This window comes from Clostridium sp. Marseille-Q7071 (assembly GCF_965112025.1).
In genome coordinates, this window is the sequence record NZ_CBCOPR010000001.1 from 3,272,106 (window position 1) to 3,291,165 (window position 19,060).

Annotated in this window: 16 protein-coding genes, 1 pseudogene and 2 riboswitches; of the genes and pseudogenes, 7 read left to right on the forward strand and 10 right to left on the reverse strand. The window is 27.3% G+C overall.

Annotated features, from left to right (window positions below):
• Nucleotides 1–34 precede the first annotated feature (34 nt).
• Nucleotides 35–211, reverse strand: a riboswitch (cobalamin riboswitch).
• Nucleotides 212–976: 765 nt separating this feature from the next.
• Entirely contained in the window at nucleotides 977–1,297 is a 321-nt protein-coding gene (locus ACWPW7_RS15520) for a hypothetical protein (RefSeq protein WP_454054240.1), read from the reverse strand.
• A gap of 293 nt (nucleotides 1,298–1,590) precedes the next feature.
• On the opposite strand from ACWPW7_RS15520, the gene ACWPW7_RS15525 reads away from it, so the two are divergent.
• Nucleotides 1,591–2,913: a haloacid dehalogenase-like hydrolase gene (locus ACWPW7_RS15525; RefSeq protein ID WP_454054241.1), complete on the forward strand. Its 1,323-nt coding sequence runs from the start codon at nucleotides 1,591–1,593 to the stop codon at nucleotides 2,911–2,913.
• Between the two features lie 446 nt (nucleotides 2,914–3,359).
• On the opposite strand, the gene yfcE is transcribed toward ACWPW7_RS15525, so the two are convergent.
• From yfcE to ACWPW7_RS15570, 9 genes and pseudogenes are all read right to left on the reverse strand, one after another.
• The gene (gene yfcE / locus ACWPW7_RS15530) at nucleotides 3,360–3,911 is read right to left on the reverse strand and encodes a phosphodiesterase (RefSeq protein WP_454054242.1); all 552 of its coding nucleotides are present in this window, start codon (nucleotides 3,909–3,911) and stop codon (nucleotides 3,360–3,362) included.
• 82 nt (nucleotides 3,912–3,993) lie between these two features.
• Nucleotides 3,994–4,809, reverse strand: coding sequence for an alpha/beta fold hydrolase (locus ACWPW7_RS15535; protein WP_454054243.1), 816 nt, complete (start codon nucleotides 4,807–4,809; stop codon nucleotides 3,994–3,996).
• Between the two features lie 168 nt (nucleotides 4,810–4,977).
• Nucleotides 4,978–5,394 (reverse strand): annotated as a pseudogene (locus ACWPW7_RS15540) (MaoC family dehydratase).
• Nucleotides 5,395–5,810: 416 nt separating this feature from the next.
• Nucleotides 5,811–6,752: a hypothetical protein gene (locus tag ACWPW7_RS15545; RefSeq protein ID WP_291562170.1), complete on the reverse strand. Its 942-nt coding sequence runs from the start codon at nucleotides 6,750–6,752 to the stop codon at nucleotides 5,811–5,813.
• Between the two features lie 276 nt (nucleotides 6,753–7,028).
• Entirely contained in the window at nucleotides 7,029–8,303 is a 1,275-nt protein-coding gene (locus ACWPW7_RS15550; RefSeq protein WP_454054244.1) for an FtsW/RodA/SpoVE family cell cycle protein, read from the reverse strand.
• Nucleotides 8,303–8,641 carry a PadR family transcriptional regulator gene (locus ACWPW7_RS15555; RefSeq protein WP_454054245.1) on the reverse strand — a complete coding sequence of 113 codons (339 nt, stop codon included), beginning with the start codon at nucleotides 8,639–8,641 and terminating at the stop codon, nucleotides 8,303–8,305. Before ACWPW7_RS15555 ends, ACWPW7_RS15550 begins: the two co-directional genes overlap by 1 nt.
• Before the next feature lie 151 nt (nucleotides 8,642–8,792).
• On the reverse strand, nucleotides 8,793–10,070 hold the full coding sequence (locus ACWPW7_RS15560; RefSeq protein WP_454054246.1) for an FtsW/RodA/SpoVE family cell cycle protein: 1,278 nt from the start codon (nucleotides 10,068–10,070) through the stop codon (nucleotides 8,793–8,795).
• Nucleotides 10,070–10,408 (reverse strand): PadR family transcriptional regulator, encoded by a 339-nt coding sequence (locus tag ACWPW7_RS15565; RefSeq protein ID WP_454054247.1) that lies wholly within the window; start codon nucleotides 10,406–10,408, stop codon nucleotides 10,070–10,072. Before ACWPW7_RS15565 ends, ACWPW7_RS15560 begins: the two co-directional genes overlap by 1 nt.
• A 294-nt stretch (nucleotides 10,409–10,702) precedes the next feature.
• Entirely contained in the window at nucleotides 10,703–11,545 is an 843-nt protein-coding gene (locus tag ACWPW7_RS15570) for a metallophosphoesterase (RefSeq protein WP_454054248.1), read from the reverse strand.
• A 679-nt stretch (nucleotides 11,546–12,224) separates the two neighbouring features.
• Nucleotides 12,225–12,397: riboswitch (cobalamin riboswitch) on the forward strand.
• Nucleotides 12,398–12,544: 147 nt separating this feature from the next.
• Here ACWPW7_RS15570 and hemA point away from each other — a divergent pair.
• The 6 genes from hemA (at nucleotide 12,545) to nhaC (ending at nucleotide 18,875) form a co-directional block, all read left to right on the forward strand.
• Nucleotides 12,545–13,765 (forward strand): glutamyl-tRNA reductase, encoded by a 1,221-nt coding sequence (gene hemA, locus ACWPW7_RS15575; protein WP_454054249.1) that lies wholly within the window; start codon nucleotides 12,545–12,547, stop codon nucleotides 13,763–13,765.
• Between the two features lie 15 nt (nucleotides 13,766–13,780).
• A complete protein-coding gene (gene hemL / locus ACWPW7_RS15580; protein WP_454054250.1) occupies nucleotides 13,781–15,070 on the forward strand; it encodes a glutamate-1-semialdehyde 2,1-aminomutase in 1,290 nt (429 codons plus the stop codon).
• Nucleotides 15,071–15,259: 189 nt separating this feature from the next.
• On the forward strand, nucleotides 15,260–15,976 hold the full coding sequence (locus tag ACWPW7_RS15585) for an energy-coupling factor ABC transporter permease (RefSeq protein WP_454054251.1): 717 nt from the start codon (nucleotides 15,260–15,262) through the stop codon (nucleotides 15,974–15,976).
• The gene (locus ACWPW7_RS15590; RefSeq protein ID WP_454054252.1) at nucleotides 15,977–16,252 is read left to right on the forward strand and encodes an energy-coupling factor ABC transporter substrate-binding protein; all 276 of its coding nucleotides are present in this window, start codon (nucleotides 15,977–15,979) and stop codon (nucleotides 16,250–16,252) included.
• Nucleotides 16,237–16,935, forward strand: a complete 699-nt coding sequence (locus tag ACWPW7_RS15595) for a CbiQ family ECF transporter T component (protein WP_454054253.1) — start codon at nucleotides 16,237–16,239, stop codon at nucleotides 16,933–16,935. The genes ACWPW7_RS15590 and ACWPW7_RS15595 overlap by 16 nt, the downstream gene beginning before the upstream one ends.
• A 518-nt stretch (nucleotides 16,936–17,453) precedes the next feature.
• A complete protein-coding gene (nhaC, locus tag ACWPW7_RS15600) occupies nucleotides 17,454–18,875 on the forward strand; it encodes a Na+/H+ antiporter NhaC (RefSeq protein ID WP_454054254.1) in 1,422 nt (473 codons plus the stop codon).
• Nucleotides 18,876–19,060 lie beyond the last annotated feature (185 nt).

Here is a 19,060-nt window from a genome sequence, read left to right on the forward strand (position 1 = left end):
TCCCCTCATACTAATAGAACTTTCCCTCCGAAAGCTTTTATCTAAGATTTAGGCAGGTCTCCTGGCTTTTGATTCATTCTCTCCTTAACCTTCCCCTTTAAAAGAGTGGTGTAATTTAAGGTTCGTCATCATTTACAGTAGCGGGGGCTGCTGTGGAGTTTAACCACATTCCCTTTTCACTTATAAAAGCACCTAAATTCTTATTATTTAATTTTTATTATTCCTTAATCTCAATTTAAATATGTTACAACTAAAATTATAGATTTAAATTAATTCCGTGTCAAGTTATGTAACTTTATGAACTATTACCAATTCCTTCATTTAAATCATAACATCATGATTAATATTTCTATTGGAACAACTTTACCTTAGTCACAAGGTCATTCCAGCCTCAATAACCACTATTATATTACTAATTTTAGTAGATTTTTATTAGCATTTATTTCTCTATGGTGGTATACCTTCAATTTATACAATTCCATTCTCTAAGCGCTAATTTTTTTTACTTCTGAATTTTTATGCCCACACTATGAACATAAGAAACGTTTGGAGTCAATCTCATTAATTTAGCTATAGTTAAATTGAAAACATCAACGAAAATTTGTGGATTTCTTTCACTATCATTTCTAAATATAGTAGCATGAGAAACTACTGAAACAATTTCTTGTAACTTTTCATCATTTTTATTACAGCTTCCATATCTCTTAATGGATCTAAAGTCTTTATTTCATAGAATATAAATTAATTTAAGATGCTCCTTAGTGAAAATATATCATTTTTAAGATATGATCAGACTAAAAATAAGAAATTAAAGATTTCATATGAAAAATTTCTAAGTTGAAGCAAAAAATTAATCACCAAAGTATAACAGCTAATATAATATTGAAATAAATTTGGTGAATAATTCAGGTTTAATTATAAACGTATTCACAGTGCTCCCAATTATATGACACCTAATGACCAAATAAAAATTTTATTAAAAAGTGCTGACAATCCATATCCCATTCTCACTAATTATTTGCTTTTTTCTAATGCTCCCCCTGCATAAGCTTGCGGATCTTTGTAGAGCATCTTTATTGTTTAGGACTTCTTCTACTTCTCTTGAGACTATGATTCCTACTATATTAGTTACAATAATAATTCTTGCTGCCTTTGATTTTGTAAATTTTAGAACTGCTAAGGTATCTGCAGCTTCTTCTGCCTGATTTATAACAATTAAAAGACAATGCTCCTCTATCATTGTGATTTTAATCTCATCTAATTTAATCTGCTCATTTATATTAACTCTTGATTTCATAGCATCTCTTATAACTCTTGGCTGCTCTTATCTTGTTCATGAGAAGATACAACTCCTAATGCATAGCTCGTTTTCATATTTTTTAGAAAGTCTTTAAATTAAATTTAAAATTAATTCCAAGAATAGGGAAACCCAACTTTATATTGACATTTTTTGATGCTCGTTATATAAATTAATTGTAAAGTTTATGTTAAGTATGGTTAATAAGTTTTAACAATAAGTTTTATTTGGCATATTTAACTATTTCTATTAAAAATGAAATCACAAATGACACAAATAAGGAGAGATAACTTATGAATAATTTTAAAAGAAAAACTCTTGGCTTATCATTAGCATGCATTATGTCTTTTTCTTTAGTTGCATGTGGAAATTCTGCTAAAACAGAAGGAACTAAAAATGACACTAAAGTAGAACAAACTGATAACAAAAAGGAAGTTAAACTTGAAAAGGGTAACTGGGCTCCTGAAAATTATGCTGCTTTAACAGACCTTATAGAGAAATACGGCAAAAACAGTAAGGATTATGATGAAAAGAAAAAGCCTTACGCTGTATTTGACTGGGATAACACATCAATAATCAATGATGTTGAAGAAGCGTTACTTGCATATCAGTTAGAAAATCTTGAATTTAAAATGACTCCTGAAGAATTTAGCAACACTATTAGAATAAACATTCCAAAGGACAACTTTGTAGAAGCCTGCAATAACGATGAAGGAAAACCTGTTAACATCGAATTAGTTGGTGCTGATATTGATTCTGACTACAAATTCTTATATGAAAACTATAAAGGTTTCAAAGGAACTAAATCTTTAGATGAGATTAAAGCTACTCCTGAATACAAAGATTTTATAGCTAAAACTAGATACCTTTATAATTCAATCGGTGAATCTTTTAGTTCTGATGTAAGCTATCCATGGGTAACTTACCTATTTGCAGGGATGACTGAAAAGGAAGTTTCTGAGTTAACTGAAAAATCAAATGATTATTGGTTAAACCATGAACTTGGTGAAGAAACTTGGACTAGTCCAAAGGAATTAGCAGGTAAAGCTGGCGTTGTTTCAGTTAAATTCCACTCTGGTTTAAGAACAATAAAAGAACAACAAAACCTTTACAAAACTTTAATGGATAATGGAATAGATGTTTATATCTGCTCAGCATCATTCATAGATGTTGTTAGAACATTTGCTACTAACCCTAAGTTCGGATATGAACTTCCAAAAGAAAATGTATTTGCTATGGAACTTGAAAGAGATGATAAAGGTGTAATTAAGGCTGAATTTAGAAAAGGCTACGATCAAACTCAAAGCAAAGGTAAAACTAAAACTATAGAAAAGTTTTTAGTTGAAAACCATGGTGGCCAAGGTCCATTAATCGTTGGTGGAGATAGCGCTGGTGACGTTGCTATGTTATCTGATTTTAAAGATACTAAATTTAGCTTAATCATTAACAGATGCAAAGGTGATGAACTTGGTAAGCTTTCAAAAGAAGCTGCTGATACTATAGGTAAATCAGATGCTAGATATTACTTACAAGGAAGAGATGAAAACACTGGCGAATTTAGACCAAGCCAAAAATCTGTATTCCTAGGAAGTAAAGAAGAAAAGTTACTTAAATAATACAAGCAATTGTAATTGATTGCATTGTTAAAAGTATATCAGTGAAATAGTAAAATTGCTAAAATATAAACTTTATTAGAATATAAAATATATCAAAATAAAAGGAGTTGTCGCATTAACGATTAAAAACCGCTAATGCTCAACTCTTATTTTTTTATACCCATATTTTAAAAATGGAGCATTTGCATACTCACTTTCAATTAGAGTTTTTAAATTTAATTAAATATCGTAATAATATGTGGCGAACACTGTTCGCCGCTACAGGACAATTCAAAATTTCTCAGTGATAACTGAGAAATATCCATAATTGTAAATTGTGCATTGTGCATTAAAAAAGAGAGTTCAATGAGCTCTTTTTTACGTTATGAGCATAGCCAAAAGAATGCTTTCGTCAAAGATATTCTGCTTTCCTTTGCGAAGAAATCTTCGAAATTCCATATCTTGATTTAATTCGCCAAAATATCAATTTCTTTAATAACTTCTCCTTCTAAATTTTTAATGTAAAATTTATTTCCATCAATAACTCCATAACTGTGAGGATTATTTTCTTTAGGATATGCAATAGATCCAGGATTTAAAATAAATATATTATTTTCATTCTTCGCTACTGGTATATGAGTATGTCCATAAATTATTATGTCTCCCTTTGAAATATTAGGAAGTTTATTCTCATTATAAATGTGACCATGAGTTACAAAAATTCTTTTATTTTTCGCTAAAATCACGTTATAATCCATCATACAAGGATATGTAAGGAGCATTTGATCAACCTCTGCATCACAATTTCCTCTTACTCCTATAATTTTTTCTGCGTATTCATTTAATAAATTTGCTACTTCTTTAGGATTATACTCCTCTGGAAGAGGATTTCTCGGTCCATGATAAAGTACATCTCCCAAAATAACCATATAATCTGCTTCTTCTTTTATGAAAGCTTCAACACCAAGTTTTGCATATTTCAATGAGCCATGTATATCAGACATAAAAAATAACTTCATTAATATATCACCTTTTTCTAATTTTTTATATATTATATCATTTTTTCATATAAATCATAAAATATATGATATGTTTTGCTTACTAAAGTATTTTTATATCTTGGTTATACGACTCCAGAAAACCTTTTATTGCTGCTATAAACTCTATAGGTTTTTCATAAATAACCGCATGACCTGCTTTTTCAATTACAACTATCCTAGAACCTTTTATTTTTTTATGTATTAATTTTTGATAGCATATAGGTGTTAAAATATCATATTCACTACCTATTATCATAGTAGGTAAACTTATATTTTTTATTTCTTTTGTCAAATTTAAATTTGATGCACTTTTAGCTATTCTTCTAAAAGAGCTATACCACTGCTTAGTAAGACCTATTGAAAATGCTTCTTCCTTTTTCTTAAGCCATTGTATATTTTCCTCATAAAACTTATGTGAATATATATAAGGCATTGTAGCTTTAAAAAGTATTCTTCCATCATAAGTGCTCGCTGCAAAATCCCATAATTCTTTTATGTCTTTCATTATATTGCTATTATGACAGGTTGTATTAGACAATATTATAGAGTTTAATTTGTGAGGATACTTTAATGCAAATTGCAATGCTATTTCTCCACCGTAAGATATACCCACAATATGACATTTATCTATATTTAATTTTTCAATAACCTTATATAGTATTTCTACTTGAAGGTTTTGATCATATTGAAAGTTAGCACTAGAAGATTGTCCTTGATCTATCAAATCAATTAATATTAAATTGTAATCATTAAAACTTTTTCTAAAGGGGTGCCAGCTTATTGTACTCATCAGTATTCCAGATAAAAATATAATTGGTTCCCCACTTCCGTAGCTTTCGTAATGAATATTATAGTCTTCAATATTTAATTTCGGCATATTTCCCTCCTAGTTTTCTATTTTATAAGTAATTTCTATTTTTCTTCTATTAACTCCTTCTTAATTATTAATCATTTTAAATATAACTTCGTTTATACATTGTATTTTTAGTTAATCATACTTATTTATAGATAATTTAAGCACTGCTAATATTAGCAATGCTCAAATTTATTTTGGCGGCATAACTGTTGCCATACCGTCAATAACAATCTTTCCTTCTTCATTTACCACAGTAGTTTTAAGTTTTACTCTATTTTTTTCTCTATTAATTTCTATAACTTCTACTTCTGCTTTTACTGTATTTCCAATCTTCACAGAAGCTAAAAATTTTAAATCCTATGCTAAATATATAGTTCCCGGTCCCGGTAAATACATTCCTATTACTGTTGAAATAAATCCTGTAATTAAGATTCCATGAACAATTCTGCTCTTAAACATAGTTTTAGAAGAAGCTTCTTCATTAATATGAGCAGGGTTTAAATCCCCAGTAATTCCTGCAAATAAATAAACATCACTTTCACTTATAGTTTTTTCAAAAGAGGCCTTATCTCCTAAATTAATTTCTTCAATTGTTTTACCTTTTATAAAATATACTCCCTCTTATTTTTAATATATAAATTAAAGAATAGCGGTGATACAATTGAGTGTAATCTTATTAAATCAGTTGAAAAGTTGCTAGAATAATTATTTAATAATTAAAAGTTCTCTCCTAATTATATTTTTATTTTATGCATTACGTGCCAAATCCTTTTAATAAATTACTTTAAAGTTCTAATCCCATCAAATTAATTTAAGTTTATATAGACCTTCTAATTTAGAACTTCTTATATTAATAAAAATTGATATAAGAAAAAAGAATCCTTTAAGATAATAATTTCTCTTCTTAAAAGATTCTTTATAAATCAGCATATAAAATTTTCTTTTCTAAATACCTAATTCAACTTTATATTTATAATTATTATATTAAAACAAATTATTACGTAAATTTAAAATCCACAAGTTTAAGATTCTTTATTTTCTTCTAAAAATTTATTAAGATTTTTAACTTCTTTTCCCTTTATTAATAATACTTCATCTTTTTTACTGTGAACATATAGGTCATATTGCCATAGATTATTTCCTTTGTTGTCTTTTTCTATTACTTTATAATATGGTTCATTATTATAAGTAATCTCTTCTACATATACATTTTTTATATCTTTAAGCCATTGTAGTTTATTAATTTTCTCAAGAGCAGCCTTTACTTCTTTTGTATTTTTTAAATACTCTACTTTTTCCTTTTGTATTTTGTCTTTTTCTGCTAATAAATCTTTATCATTATTATTTAACTGTAAAGCTTCATCAATTTTTGATAATGCCTTTTGGAAATCGCCATCTTTAATAAAGCTATCCAATTTCTTTAACGCAAACTCTTTAGCTCTTTCAGGTATGACTTTTAATGTATCCTGTGCCTGCTCATAGAACTTATAACTTTCCCTAACTAGGGCAAACTCTTCCTTTGCCTTAATAAACTCTTTCTCTTCAAAATATTTTATTCCATTTTTATAATGCTTATCATCTTGTATATAATTAAGCATCTTATCATATTCTATTTTAATTTTTTTCGATTTATCTCCATAATATTTAAAATTAACTATAGACTCTTCTGCTTTTTCATTTTCAATAGTATTATTTTCTAAACTAAATTTTAAAGCCTCTAACTGATCTAATAAATATGTATCTATTTTTTCTTTGTGCTTTTCTTTTTTTGTTTCGTCATAAATCTTGTGTGCTTCTACTTGATTATTTACAGTGAAATACTTTTTAAAATCGTTTAATTTTCTTACAAATACAGACTCTGTTGCGTAAAGTTTTCCACCAATTATAAGAAATATAACGGCTATAATTGCAAAAATAGTAGATAACTTATATTTCCTCCTTGTTTCTTTGTTTTTAAAACCCATATTCTTCCTCCTAAACTATGTCCTATGTAATATAAACCTTATCTAATTATAATAATATAGCCATCAGTTGTAAAATTTATGAATTTTCAAAATATTATTAAAAAAATTAGAGAAGACTTTGTTCCTTCTCTAATTAATATCATACCATTTTAAGTCAATATTTCAATTTGATTCTATAAGTAATCTTGAATATACAATAACATATATAGTAATTTATAACATTGAAAACTTTAAAAAATAGAACTTTTATAGTCTCAAAGCCTTAAAAAAATAAGTTTATAAACTTATCTTTTTAAAGCTTTTTTTAAGATTTTTTCTTGAATATATACTGGATATAAGTCCTAACATAGCCATATTAGTAATCATTGATGTGATCTTATATCCAATGAAAGGCAATACAACTCCAATTATTGGTGCAAGATTAAGGCACATCATAATACTAATTGTAAACTGAATAAGAAAGGAGATTGTAATTCCTAAAATTATATTTTTTCCGTAATTATTTTTTATTAATTTTATATTTCTAAATAAAGATATTATAAAAATAATAGATAATACTATTATAAAAAGTGCAGCAGCCCATCCAAAATAACATAATATTAGAGTAAATGTAATATCATTCGCATCAAAAGATATCATATTGATTATATCTTGATTTAATGTTCTTCCTATAAATTGAGAAGAATCCATAATTTTAGATATTATATTATTTATGTAAGCTGCACCCTTATTAATGTCTCTAAAATCTATAAAACTTGTTAGTCTTGCTAAACGATAGGGATTCATAAAACAATAAAATAAACCTCCTAAAACTGATGAAAAAGTAAAAATTATTGGTATTTTTTTATTTTTACAATTTTTAATTGTTAACACTATAAATACAAAAGTAAATATTACAGCATATATCTTATTCATTTCTAAAAATAAAATATAATTAGATAAAATAAACATCCCAATAAGTCTAAATATATTATTTTTATATTTAAAGTCCATATTATTTATAATTCCACTTATTGAAATTAAATAAAGAAGCATGATTAATGATCCTAACATAATTTCATCTCTAACTATTGACATTCCACTTTTTGATATATAAGAAAGTAATCCTACTACAGTTGATATTCCATAAATATGATATGAATACTTTTCTAGCTTTCTATAATCAAAATAATATATGCCTAAAAACACTCCTATTCCAAGTAGAAAACAAACTATACTTTTAACGGTTTGATTTTCATAGCTCTGCATTAAATTGCTAGTTATTAAAAAATTAACTACTATACCAAACAATGATAATACGATTCCTATAATCAAAGTTTTATATTCTATTTTTTTCTCATATACCTTATTAAGCTTAAAACCTATTTCTCCTGAATCTCCCACATCCCTTATAGCTAATTTATAAGCTTCATCTGGACTATATCCATTATCTATATATTCTAATGCTAATTCCTCAATATGATTTCTTATTTCTTCTTTTATTTCTTCATGTACTTCTTTACATTTAATAACACTACAAACCTCTTCTAAATAAGAGCTAATTCCATCCATTACATCAACACCCCCTGGTATAAAAGATTATCAACTGCTCCTTTAAAGGTTTTCCATTCCACTTCTTTTTCTTTTAAAAGTTTAATTCCACTTTTAGTAATCCTATAATATTTTCTTTTTCTTCCCTCATCACTTTCAACCCAATAAGCTTCAACTGCATTTTCCCCCTCTAAACTATGGAGTATAGGATATAAGGTACCTTCTTTAAAAGTAAAAATTCCACTGGACTTTTCTTTAATTTCCTTAATCATCTCATAGCCATACATAGACTTTTCTTTTAAAAGACTCAAAATTAAAATTACTGTACTTCCTTTTAATAGTTCTTTACTTATTTTCATAGTTCCACCTCCAATACATAGATTAACAATGCATAGTAAATCTATGTATACAATAAAATAAATATCCCAGAAGCTCTAATAAGATATACTATTAATACTATAACTTTTTAATCTGTGAATCTATTTAGAATTTTTTAATGATGCAATAAATCTATGAATTTATGACATTATTAAAACTATTTTTAAGATTTTTTCTTGAATATATACTGGATATTAAGCCTAGCATTATCATATTGCTTAACATAGATGATCCACCGTGCCCTATAAAAGGCAATGCAACAATTAAAATTGGAGATAAATTCATTGACATTAGTATATTAAGGACGAATTGTATTCCAAATGCTGTAGTTATACTTATCATTATATTTTTTCCATATCTATTTTTTATTATCTTAGTATTTTTAAATAATATAACTATAAAAGTCAAAATTAATACTATTATAGCTAAAGCTACTATCCACCCCATTGCAGATATTATTGCAGTAAGTACAAGATCTGTACCATGTCCAGCAAATCCCTCTATTTTACTTGTATCAAATTTCCCTATAATATGAGAAGATGATAATATTTTTGAAATCATCATACCATAAGGATCACTTTTGAATTTTAAAAATGCAAATAACCTCGCTCTACGATATTCACGACTTATGATTGGTACTATAATACTTCCTAATGTACCTATCCCCAAAGCGCTAGGTATAAATTTATTATGACTGTTTTGAAAAAGTAAAATAATAAATGCAACAGTAAAAATAAGATTATTGACTATATTCATTATATAAAACAATGAAAAGTTTCCTAGAATAAAAATTCCTATAGCAATGAGTATTTGCTTTTTTTCTTTAAAATTAATGCCTTTAATAATTCCACTAATAGAAATTAAAAATCCTACCAAAATAAATACTTCAAAATTTACAATTCGAAAATTTATAACTCTAAAGCTAGGTCTTCCCCACATTGATTCCCCTAATGTTACTTGAATAAAAGATAAGATTACAGAAACTATAAATATATAATAAGAATATTTCTCTAATTTTCTATAGTCAAAATAATATATACCTATAAATGCTCCTATTCCTATGATAAAATATATTACTTGATTTACTGGAGAAGGATTATAAAAACTTAATTTATTATTTAAAATAAATTCAAAACCAAGACCGAATAAGCTTAACAATATAGCAATAATCAAAGTTTTATATTCTATTTTTTTCTCATACACCTTATTAAGCTTAAAACCTATTTCTCCTGAATCTCCCATATCTCTTATAGCTAATTTGTAGGCTTCTTCTTTTTCATATCCATTGTCTATATATTCTAAGGACAGTTCTTCAATATGACCTTTCATTTCTTCTTTTATTTCATCATGCACTTCTTTACATTTAATAACACTACAAATTTCTTCTAAGTAAGAGTTAACTCCATCCATTACATCAACACCCCCTGGTATAAAAGATTATCAACTGCTCCTTTAAAGGTTTTCCATTCCACTTCTTTTTCTTTTAAAAGTTTAATTCCACCTTTAGTAATCTTATAATATTTTCTTTTTCTTCCCTCATCACTTTCAACCCAATAAGCCTCAACTGCATTTTCCCCCTCTAAACTATGGAGTATAGGATATAAGGTACCTTCTTTAAAAGTAAAAATTCCACTGGACTTTTCTTCAATTTCCTTAATCATCTCATAACCATACATAGGTTTTTCTTTTAAAAGACTTAAAATTAAAATTACCGTGCTCCCTTTTAATAGTTCTTTACTAATTTTCATAATTCCACCTCCAATACATAGATTTACTATGCATAGTAAATCTATGTATATGGTAAACCATATATTTCATGTGGTCAAGTGAAATATCACCTTCTTAAAATAAAGATTTTATAATTTCATATAATCGAAAGAAAAATTTCACCTAAAAAAAGAAGAAAATCAATACTTGATTTCTTCTTAAAGCTTCCATAACTTCTTACATTAAAAAACTAGCAATTTTATTACTAGTTTTTAATTTTAAAATTGCTTTTTATATATTAATTTTTAGTATATAAAAAATAGTACCTAGTTTGCTTAATTATTTCTGCTTTCTGATGATTTTAATGTTATAACCACAATTTCTGGTCTATTAAATATGCGTTGAGGAAATAAACTATTACCTAACCCTCTATTTACTATCATATAAGAATCCTTTTCTTTATAAAGTCCTTTAGTATATTTAGGGAAAATTCCTTGCATTGGAGCAAATAATCCACCTACTAGCGGGAGTCTAATTTGTCCTCCATGTGCATGACCAGTTAAAGCTAAATCTATATTTAAACTACTATATATATTAAATTTTTCTGGCCTATGACTTAAAAGCAGTTTAAAATTCTTATCTTCTTTTATTAAAGGCATAAGATAATTTTCTACAATATTGGCTTCAGTATCTTGTCCATAACCACTTAACGGATCTTCTATTCCTATAATTTCTATACTTTGATTATTTATCTTTATTAACTCCTTATGATTTCTTAAAACCTTTATTCCTAAAGCTTCTAATTTATTTTGTAGATAATCTACATTACCGTATCTCCATTCGTGGTTCCCAGTTACATAATAAACTGGTGAAATCTTAACTAATTCTTTCATTAATTCTAAGCTAGGTATCTCATCATATTTTCTACTATCTATTAGATCACCTGTAAATGCTATAATATCTGGCTTCTCTTTTTTAATTTTATTTATAATATATTTTTGATTTTCACCAAAGCTCTTACAATGCAAATCAGATAAATGTATTATTTTAATTTTGTTATTATTTTCCATTTTGCTATGTTCAATTTCTATATAACTTTTAACAATCGAATTATTTTCTAGGTATAAGAAAATTAATATAAGTAAAGCAACTACTACTGTCTTCTTTAAAGTTTTCATAATTATTTTCTCCTTAAAATTCTTTTATCAAGATTTATTCAACAATATATGAAAATTTCCTCTAAAATTACTCTATAAATAAACTACCTTAAAATTTAATGTATATCTCTATGGCATTTTAATTCACAATGCACAATGCACAATGCACAATTAAGGTGGAAATTATTTTTGATTAAAATAATTTCTTTAATGGATCTTTTAATTAGCAATGCAATTGCTAGTGTTTTATTGTAGATGTGAACGGTGTTCGTCAGTTCTTTTTAATACGTCTTATAGTTTAACATTTATTCAATAATATATGGCGAACACTGTTCGCCGCTACAGTTAATCAATTCTAAATTTCTCAGTTGCCACTGAGAAATATCTGAAATCGTGAATTGTGAACTGTGAATTTTGAATTTAGTAGTTTTAGTTGCCATACCAATAAGTGTTAATTATTCTCAGAGACAGATTAAACTTAGGAGTAGTACATCTTATATTATATATAGATATGCTGCTTGAAAAAAATATTTTTACTCAATCTTTAAAGAAATTGGCTTAATCTCAAATTAAAAACTTTATTAAAAAGTTATCTATAGCTTTATATACATCAATAATTTAAAGATAAAATTAAATAGCTAGATTTTTTTAAAAATAAATTCTTTAAAATTTAATGTATTTGTGATATACTAAACTCAACGAAATATGTTAAGTTTATGGTACTATTATTAGTATAATAGGGAAAGTGGTGAAAATCCACTACAGCCCCCGCTACTGTAACGAAGACGAATCTTGACCACTGAGCTTGTGCTTGGGAAGGTGAGAGGAGATTGATGCGTGAGTCAGGAGACCTGCCATAAACAACTTGCTGTGCCTTCGGTGGGAAGGAAAGTGGCGTTGATACTTAAATAACCTATTAGGATTTAGTATGCAAACTCACTTATTGTGAGTTTTTTTATTTGCGTAATATTTGTGTAAATATACTAGGTAAAGGTACATAAGCTAGGAGATGATTAATGGATGATTCAACTAATAGGGCTAAATAGAGAAGTTGATATAGAAACACGAAGTTGCTTTAGCATTGCTAGCAATGTATTAGAAGAAAGCTTATTAAAATTAAGAGGAATTTGTGATGAAGTAGTTATACTTTCTACTTGTAATAGAACAGAAGTTTATTTTACCTCTGAAAATGTAGATGAAAACATTATAAATAATATTTTTACAATATTAAATTGGGATATAGATAATAAAAAATATATATTCCACTCAACAGGTGAAGCTGCTATAAAACACTTAATGGAGTTATGTTGTGGCTTTCATTCTAAAATTTTAGGTGAAGATCAAATATTAGGTCAGATTAAAGATGCTTATTTTGCTGCTGTTAAAGCAAATAGTTTAAAAGGTATTTTAGAAAGACTTTTTACTAATGCCATAGCTTGCGGCAAGGAATTTAAAACTGCTACAACCCTATATAAAATTCCTGTTTCTGCATCTTCAATTGCTGTGAAAGAAGCTATAAAAAGAAATAAAAGAAATTATATGATTATAGGCTTTGGTGTAATGGGAAAGCTTTGCTATAAAACTTTAATAGGAAATGATAATAATTTCGATAACATATACATTGTAGGAAGAAATGTAGAAAAGATTAAAAAAGATGAATTATTAACCTGTAATGATAAAGTAAAAATAATTTCTATGGAATGTAGGAAGCAATATTATGATTTAGTTGATACAATAATAAGCTGTACTTCATCACCTAATACTATTATAACTAAAGATGAAATTCCAAGTGATAAAGAACTATTAATATTTGATTTGGCAGTTCCTAAGGATGTTGAAAAAAATGTAGAGCTACTTAAAAACGTCACAGTATATGATATAGATAAAGTTCATATAATTGATGAGGAAAATAAAAAATTAAGAAGAGTTATAATGGATAATCATCGATATATAGTTGAAAAGTATATAGAAGAATATAATGAATGGAGAACTCTTAGGGGCTTATCTCCTCATATCATTAATATGATAAATAAAGGTAATTCCATTTATAAAAACAGGTTTAAAACCTATACTCAAAAAAAATACACAAAAGATAATGATAAATTAGTTGAAACTTTAATTAAAAGTACTAGTAATGCTTATGTAAATAGAGCCATTGAAGTTTTAAAAGAGGAAACCTTAAAAGGTAATGGAGATGAAACATTAAAATTAATACAAAAAATCTTTTGTGATATAAATTAAATAAGGAGGAAGAAAATGAATTCAGAAAGAAGTTTTAAAATTTTTGAAGAATCAAAAAAATACATACCAGGTGGAGTTAATAGTCCTGTTAGAGCTTTAAAAGATATGGGTATAACGCCTCCTGTGATAAAAAAAGGTGATGGTGCATACATATTCGATGAAGATGGAAACAAGTATATTGATTTTATTGGTGCTTGGGGCCCTATGATATTAGGTCACAATGACAATAATGTTATTAATGCAATAAAACAAACTTGTGAAGAATCTATAGCCTTTGGTGCACCAACAGACTTAGAATTACAACTTGCAAAACATTTATGTGAAACTTTAGATAATATAGATTTAATAAGAATGGTTAACTCTGGTACAGAGGCTACTATGAGTGCAGTAAAACTAGCAAGAGGATACACTAATAAGAATAAAATTATAAAATTTGCTGGATGTTATCATGGACATTTTGATGGATTTTTAGTAAGTGCTGGTTCTGGAGTAATGACAGAAGGTATTCCTGGTAGTGCTGGTGTACCTCAAGAAAGTATAAAAAATACATTAATAGCTTCTTACAATGATATTGACAGCATAAAAAGTATCTTTGAAAAATATGGTGATGATATAGCTGGTGTTATTATAGAACCTATCGCTGGTAATATGGGTGTAATAAAAGCTACTAAAGAATTTATGAAAGAATTGGAGTCACTATGTAAAAAATATGGTGCTTTATTAATATTTGATGAAGTAATGTGTGGTTTTAGGGTTGCTTATAAAGGAGCTCAAAGTCTTTATGATGTAACTCCTGATATAGTTACCTACGCTAAAATAATGGGTGGTGGGCTTCCTTGTGGCGCCTATGGTGGCAAAAGGCAAATAATGGAAAATCTTTCACCTATGGGACCTGTTTATCAAGCAGGAACTATGTCTGGAAATCCTATAGTTATGGCTGCCGGACTTGCAACTGTACAAAAGCTACATTCTCATCCAGAATACTATGAACATCTTGAAAAATTAGGTAAAAAACTTCAGGATGGAATGGTTAAAATAGCTAGTGAAAAAAATATTCCTATAACTATAAATAGATGTGGAGCTATGATGACTATATTCTTTACAGATTTAAAAGAAGTAAAGAACTATGAAGATGCTAAAACTTGTAATACAAAATTATTTTCAAAATTTTATATGCATATGCTCAAAAATGGTATCTATATTGCCCCATCTCAATTTGAGGCATTATTCTTATCAGTAGCTCATACTGAAGAAAACATAGACAAATTCTTAGATGTTTTCAAAAGCTTTGATTCCAATCAATAGTCTGATCAACTATTGATTTATATAGATTTTTAAAGGCCTTTAATCTATTTTATTACAATTTGTAGCAGTGCTTTAAAACTTATTAAATTTATAATTATATACTAAAGTAATTATATTTATCTTTTACTAAGATTAAATTCTAACTAATATCTTTAAAGCATTGCTATTATAAAAGATGGAGGGTTTAATATGAAAAAAAGAAATATTTTATTGCTAGGTTTAATACTTTCAATAGTTATGCCTTATAGCGCTTTTGCAATGCATATTGCAGAAGGATTCCTAAGTCCATTTTGGTGTATAGTTTACTTTATTTTATCCGCACCATTCTTCTTCTTAGGGGTTAGAGCAATTAATAAAAAAACATATAATAATAAGGATTTAAAAATGCTTTTAGCACTTACCGCTGCCTTTTGCTTTGTTTTATCTGCATTAAAACTACCTTCTGTATCTGGAAGTAGTTCACATGCTACTGGTACTGCCCTTGGAGCAATTTTATTTGGACCTTTTGCGATGACGGTAATAGCATCACTAGTGCTACTATTTCAAGCTCTGTTATTAGCTCATGGTGGTTTAACAACATTAGGTGCAAATGTATTTTCTATGGGTATTATTGGACCAATAGTTGCATTTTTAACATATAAATTATTTAAAAATAAAAATAAAAAAATAGCTATTTTTTTAGCAGCAGTTTTAGGGGATTTATCCACTTATGTTATTACTTCAGTACAGATGGGACTTGCTCACTCTGGAGGAAATTTTATAAATGCTTTCACAAAATTCATTTCAATTTTTGCAATAACTCAATTACCATTAGCTATAATTGAAGGTATTATTACTGTATTAATATTTGAATTTATTGAGAAACATTCTAAGAATGAACTACTAGCTTTGGAGGAGATGGTATAAATGAAAAGAAAAAATATTGTACTTGTATTGATTTGTATTTTTCTTGTAATCGCTCCCCTTGCCTACTATGGTTCTACTAGTGAGTTTGTAGGCGGAGATGATCAAATGGAAGAAGTAATTTCAGAAATAAATAAAGATTATGAACCTTGGTTTAGTAGTATTTGGGAACCACCTTCTTCTGAAATAGAAAGTTTACTATTCTCTCTTCAAGCAGCAATAGGTGCAGGATTTGTAGGCTTCTATATAGGTAAGAAGAAATCGTGCTCAAAAATATAATAGCTTATTCTAAAATAAGTAGTCAAATACATAGGCATCCTTTTGAAAAGTTATGCCTATGTATTTTTCCCATTATTATCTTAGGATTTTCCAATACTATAATACCAATTATATTAAATATAATAATCTTTATTTTTCTTCACATAAAGGTCAATAATCCAATAAATATGGTTTCAAAATTTTCTTTTGGTGCCTTTATATTCGCTTTGTTATCATCAATTACTTTTATATTTACTTACGATTTAAATTATATTTTATTAATATTATTAAAAAGTTTTTCTGGTGGACTTTGTATTGCATACCTTTCTTTAACTACACCATTAGACCATATTTTATATCTATTCTCCAAAAGTAAGAGTCTTAGAGAAATTTGTGATATAGCTAAAAATATGGAAAGATACATATTATTGATTGATGATGAAGCAAGATTACTATACAATGCTATAAAATCTAGAAGTGGTTTTACAACCTTTAAATTAAAAGTTATAAATACAGGGAAAATGCTAGGTTTATTATTCCTTAATACTATGAAAAGATGGGATGAAATAAAAGAAGGCTTAAACTCTAGATGTTATAGAGGAAATCACTATTATAGTGGTTTTGATTTTACTATAACTGCTAAAAATTGTGGATATATTTTTATTTATAATATTATTTTAATAATGATGATTCTAATCTTATAAGAGTATTGCAACTAAGGTTGAAATGCTCTTTTTTTATTTTTGTTTAAGAATAGCTTTATAATATATTGCTGAAATTAATAATAAAACTAAAATTTAGTAAAAACAATTATTAACATTTCTTTACTACATAAAAACCTTTGAAGATTTCAAAGTTTTTTTTAAAATAATATGATATTTTGTTATTTGTTTAACATTTTTTTCTAGCAATATTGATTTTATAATTGCAAACATTTTTAATTCTTTAATATTTTTATAATAAAAATATAAATTTTAATATAAAAATTCAAGAAATCATATATAAGCATAATAATAATTTGAAATTCTTTTGCGTTATAAAGTTACTTATTAAATAATTATACTGTATAATATGAATTTTCTATGCATATTACTTATTTTTTTGCACTAAATGATTGTAATAAATTATTAATAGTTAATTTTTTAATTATTCTTAAATTTAATTGAAAACTTGCTGTTTATAAGGTAAAATATTAACAATATATTGAAATAGGAGGATTAATATGAGTAATGAAATAAGAAAACCTAAACTTTTTGAAGCATTATTACCAATTATTTTTTTAGCAGTATGCCTCTCTGTTGGAATAATATTATATGAATCAAGTCCTCATATTCCTTTAATTATCGGCTCAATAGTTGCGTCTTTGGTTGCACTTAGATTAGGGTTTAAATGGAAGGACTTAGAAGAAGCATTTATAAACTCTATTCAAATGTCTATGCAGGCAATAATTATTTTGATGATAATTGGAATTATTATTGGTTCTTGGATTCTTAGTGGAACAGTTCCTACTATGATATATTACGGACTTAAAATCATTTCTCCTAGTATATTCTTAGTTGCCTCCTGTATTATGTGCTCAATAGTTTCTCTAGCTACAGGTAGTTCTTGGACTACTGCCGGAACTGTTGGTATAGCACTACTAGGAATTGGTCAAGGTCTTGGCATTCCAACTCCTATGATTGCCGGTGCTATTATATCTGGCGCATACTTTGGAGATAAAATGTCACCTCTTTCTGATACTACAAATTTGGCCCCTGCTATGGCTGGTGCTGAACTATTTGAGCATATAAAACACATGATTTATACTACGGCTCCAAGTATGGTCATAGCTTTAGTAATCTATGGAATATTAGGACTAAGATATTCTGGTAAAGAATTAGATATAACTCAAATTAATACTATATTAAGTGGACTTCAAACAAATTTCAATATAACCCCATGGCTTTTAATTCCTCCAATAGTCGTTATAGTTTTAGTTGTTAAAAAAATTCCTGCTATTCCTGGATTAATTGCTGGCGCAATATTAGGTGGAGTGTTTGCAATGCTATTTCAGAGTTCTTCTTTTGGTGATGTTATAAATGTTATGAATTCAGGATATGTTGGAAATAGCGGTGTTGAAATGGTTGACGAACTTTTAAATCGAGGCGGACTTCAAAGTATGATGCCCACTGTATCCTTAATTATGTGCGCTATGATTTTTGGTGGAATTATGGAGAAATCAGGCTGCCTCGGATTACTTGCGGAAAGTTTATTAAAATTAGCAGTAAACACCGGCTCTTTAATACTAGTAACTATAGTATCTTGTATATTTACTAATATTATTGCTGGAGATCAATATTTAGCAATAGTTATTCCAGGTAGAATGTATAAGGATGAATATGCAAAACGAGGCCTTGCTGCTAAAAATCTTTCAAGAACTCTTGAAGATGCTGGTACTATGACCTCTTGCTTTGTTCCTTGGAATACCTGTGGAGCATTTATGAGCAGTACTTTAGGTGTACACCCATTCGCTTATATGCCTTATGCTTTCCTTAACTTAATAAATCCAATTGTTGCTATCATCTATGGATACACAGGTATAACTATTGAAAAAATCAAGCTCGAAAATGCAAAATCTAAAAAAAGATCTTCTTTAGATTTATAGATTATAATATAAGAATTCAATTTGTTACGAAAATTAAAATACTGTATAAGTTAAATTTTCATTGTGAAACCTTATAATTAATCCCTTTTAAATGTATATATAATTACTAAAATCTAAAGAACTCTATGTTAACCATAGGGTTCTTTAGTTAATGTTATTAATTTTTTTACATTTGAAATAACTTT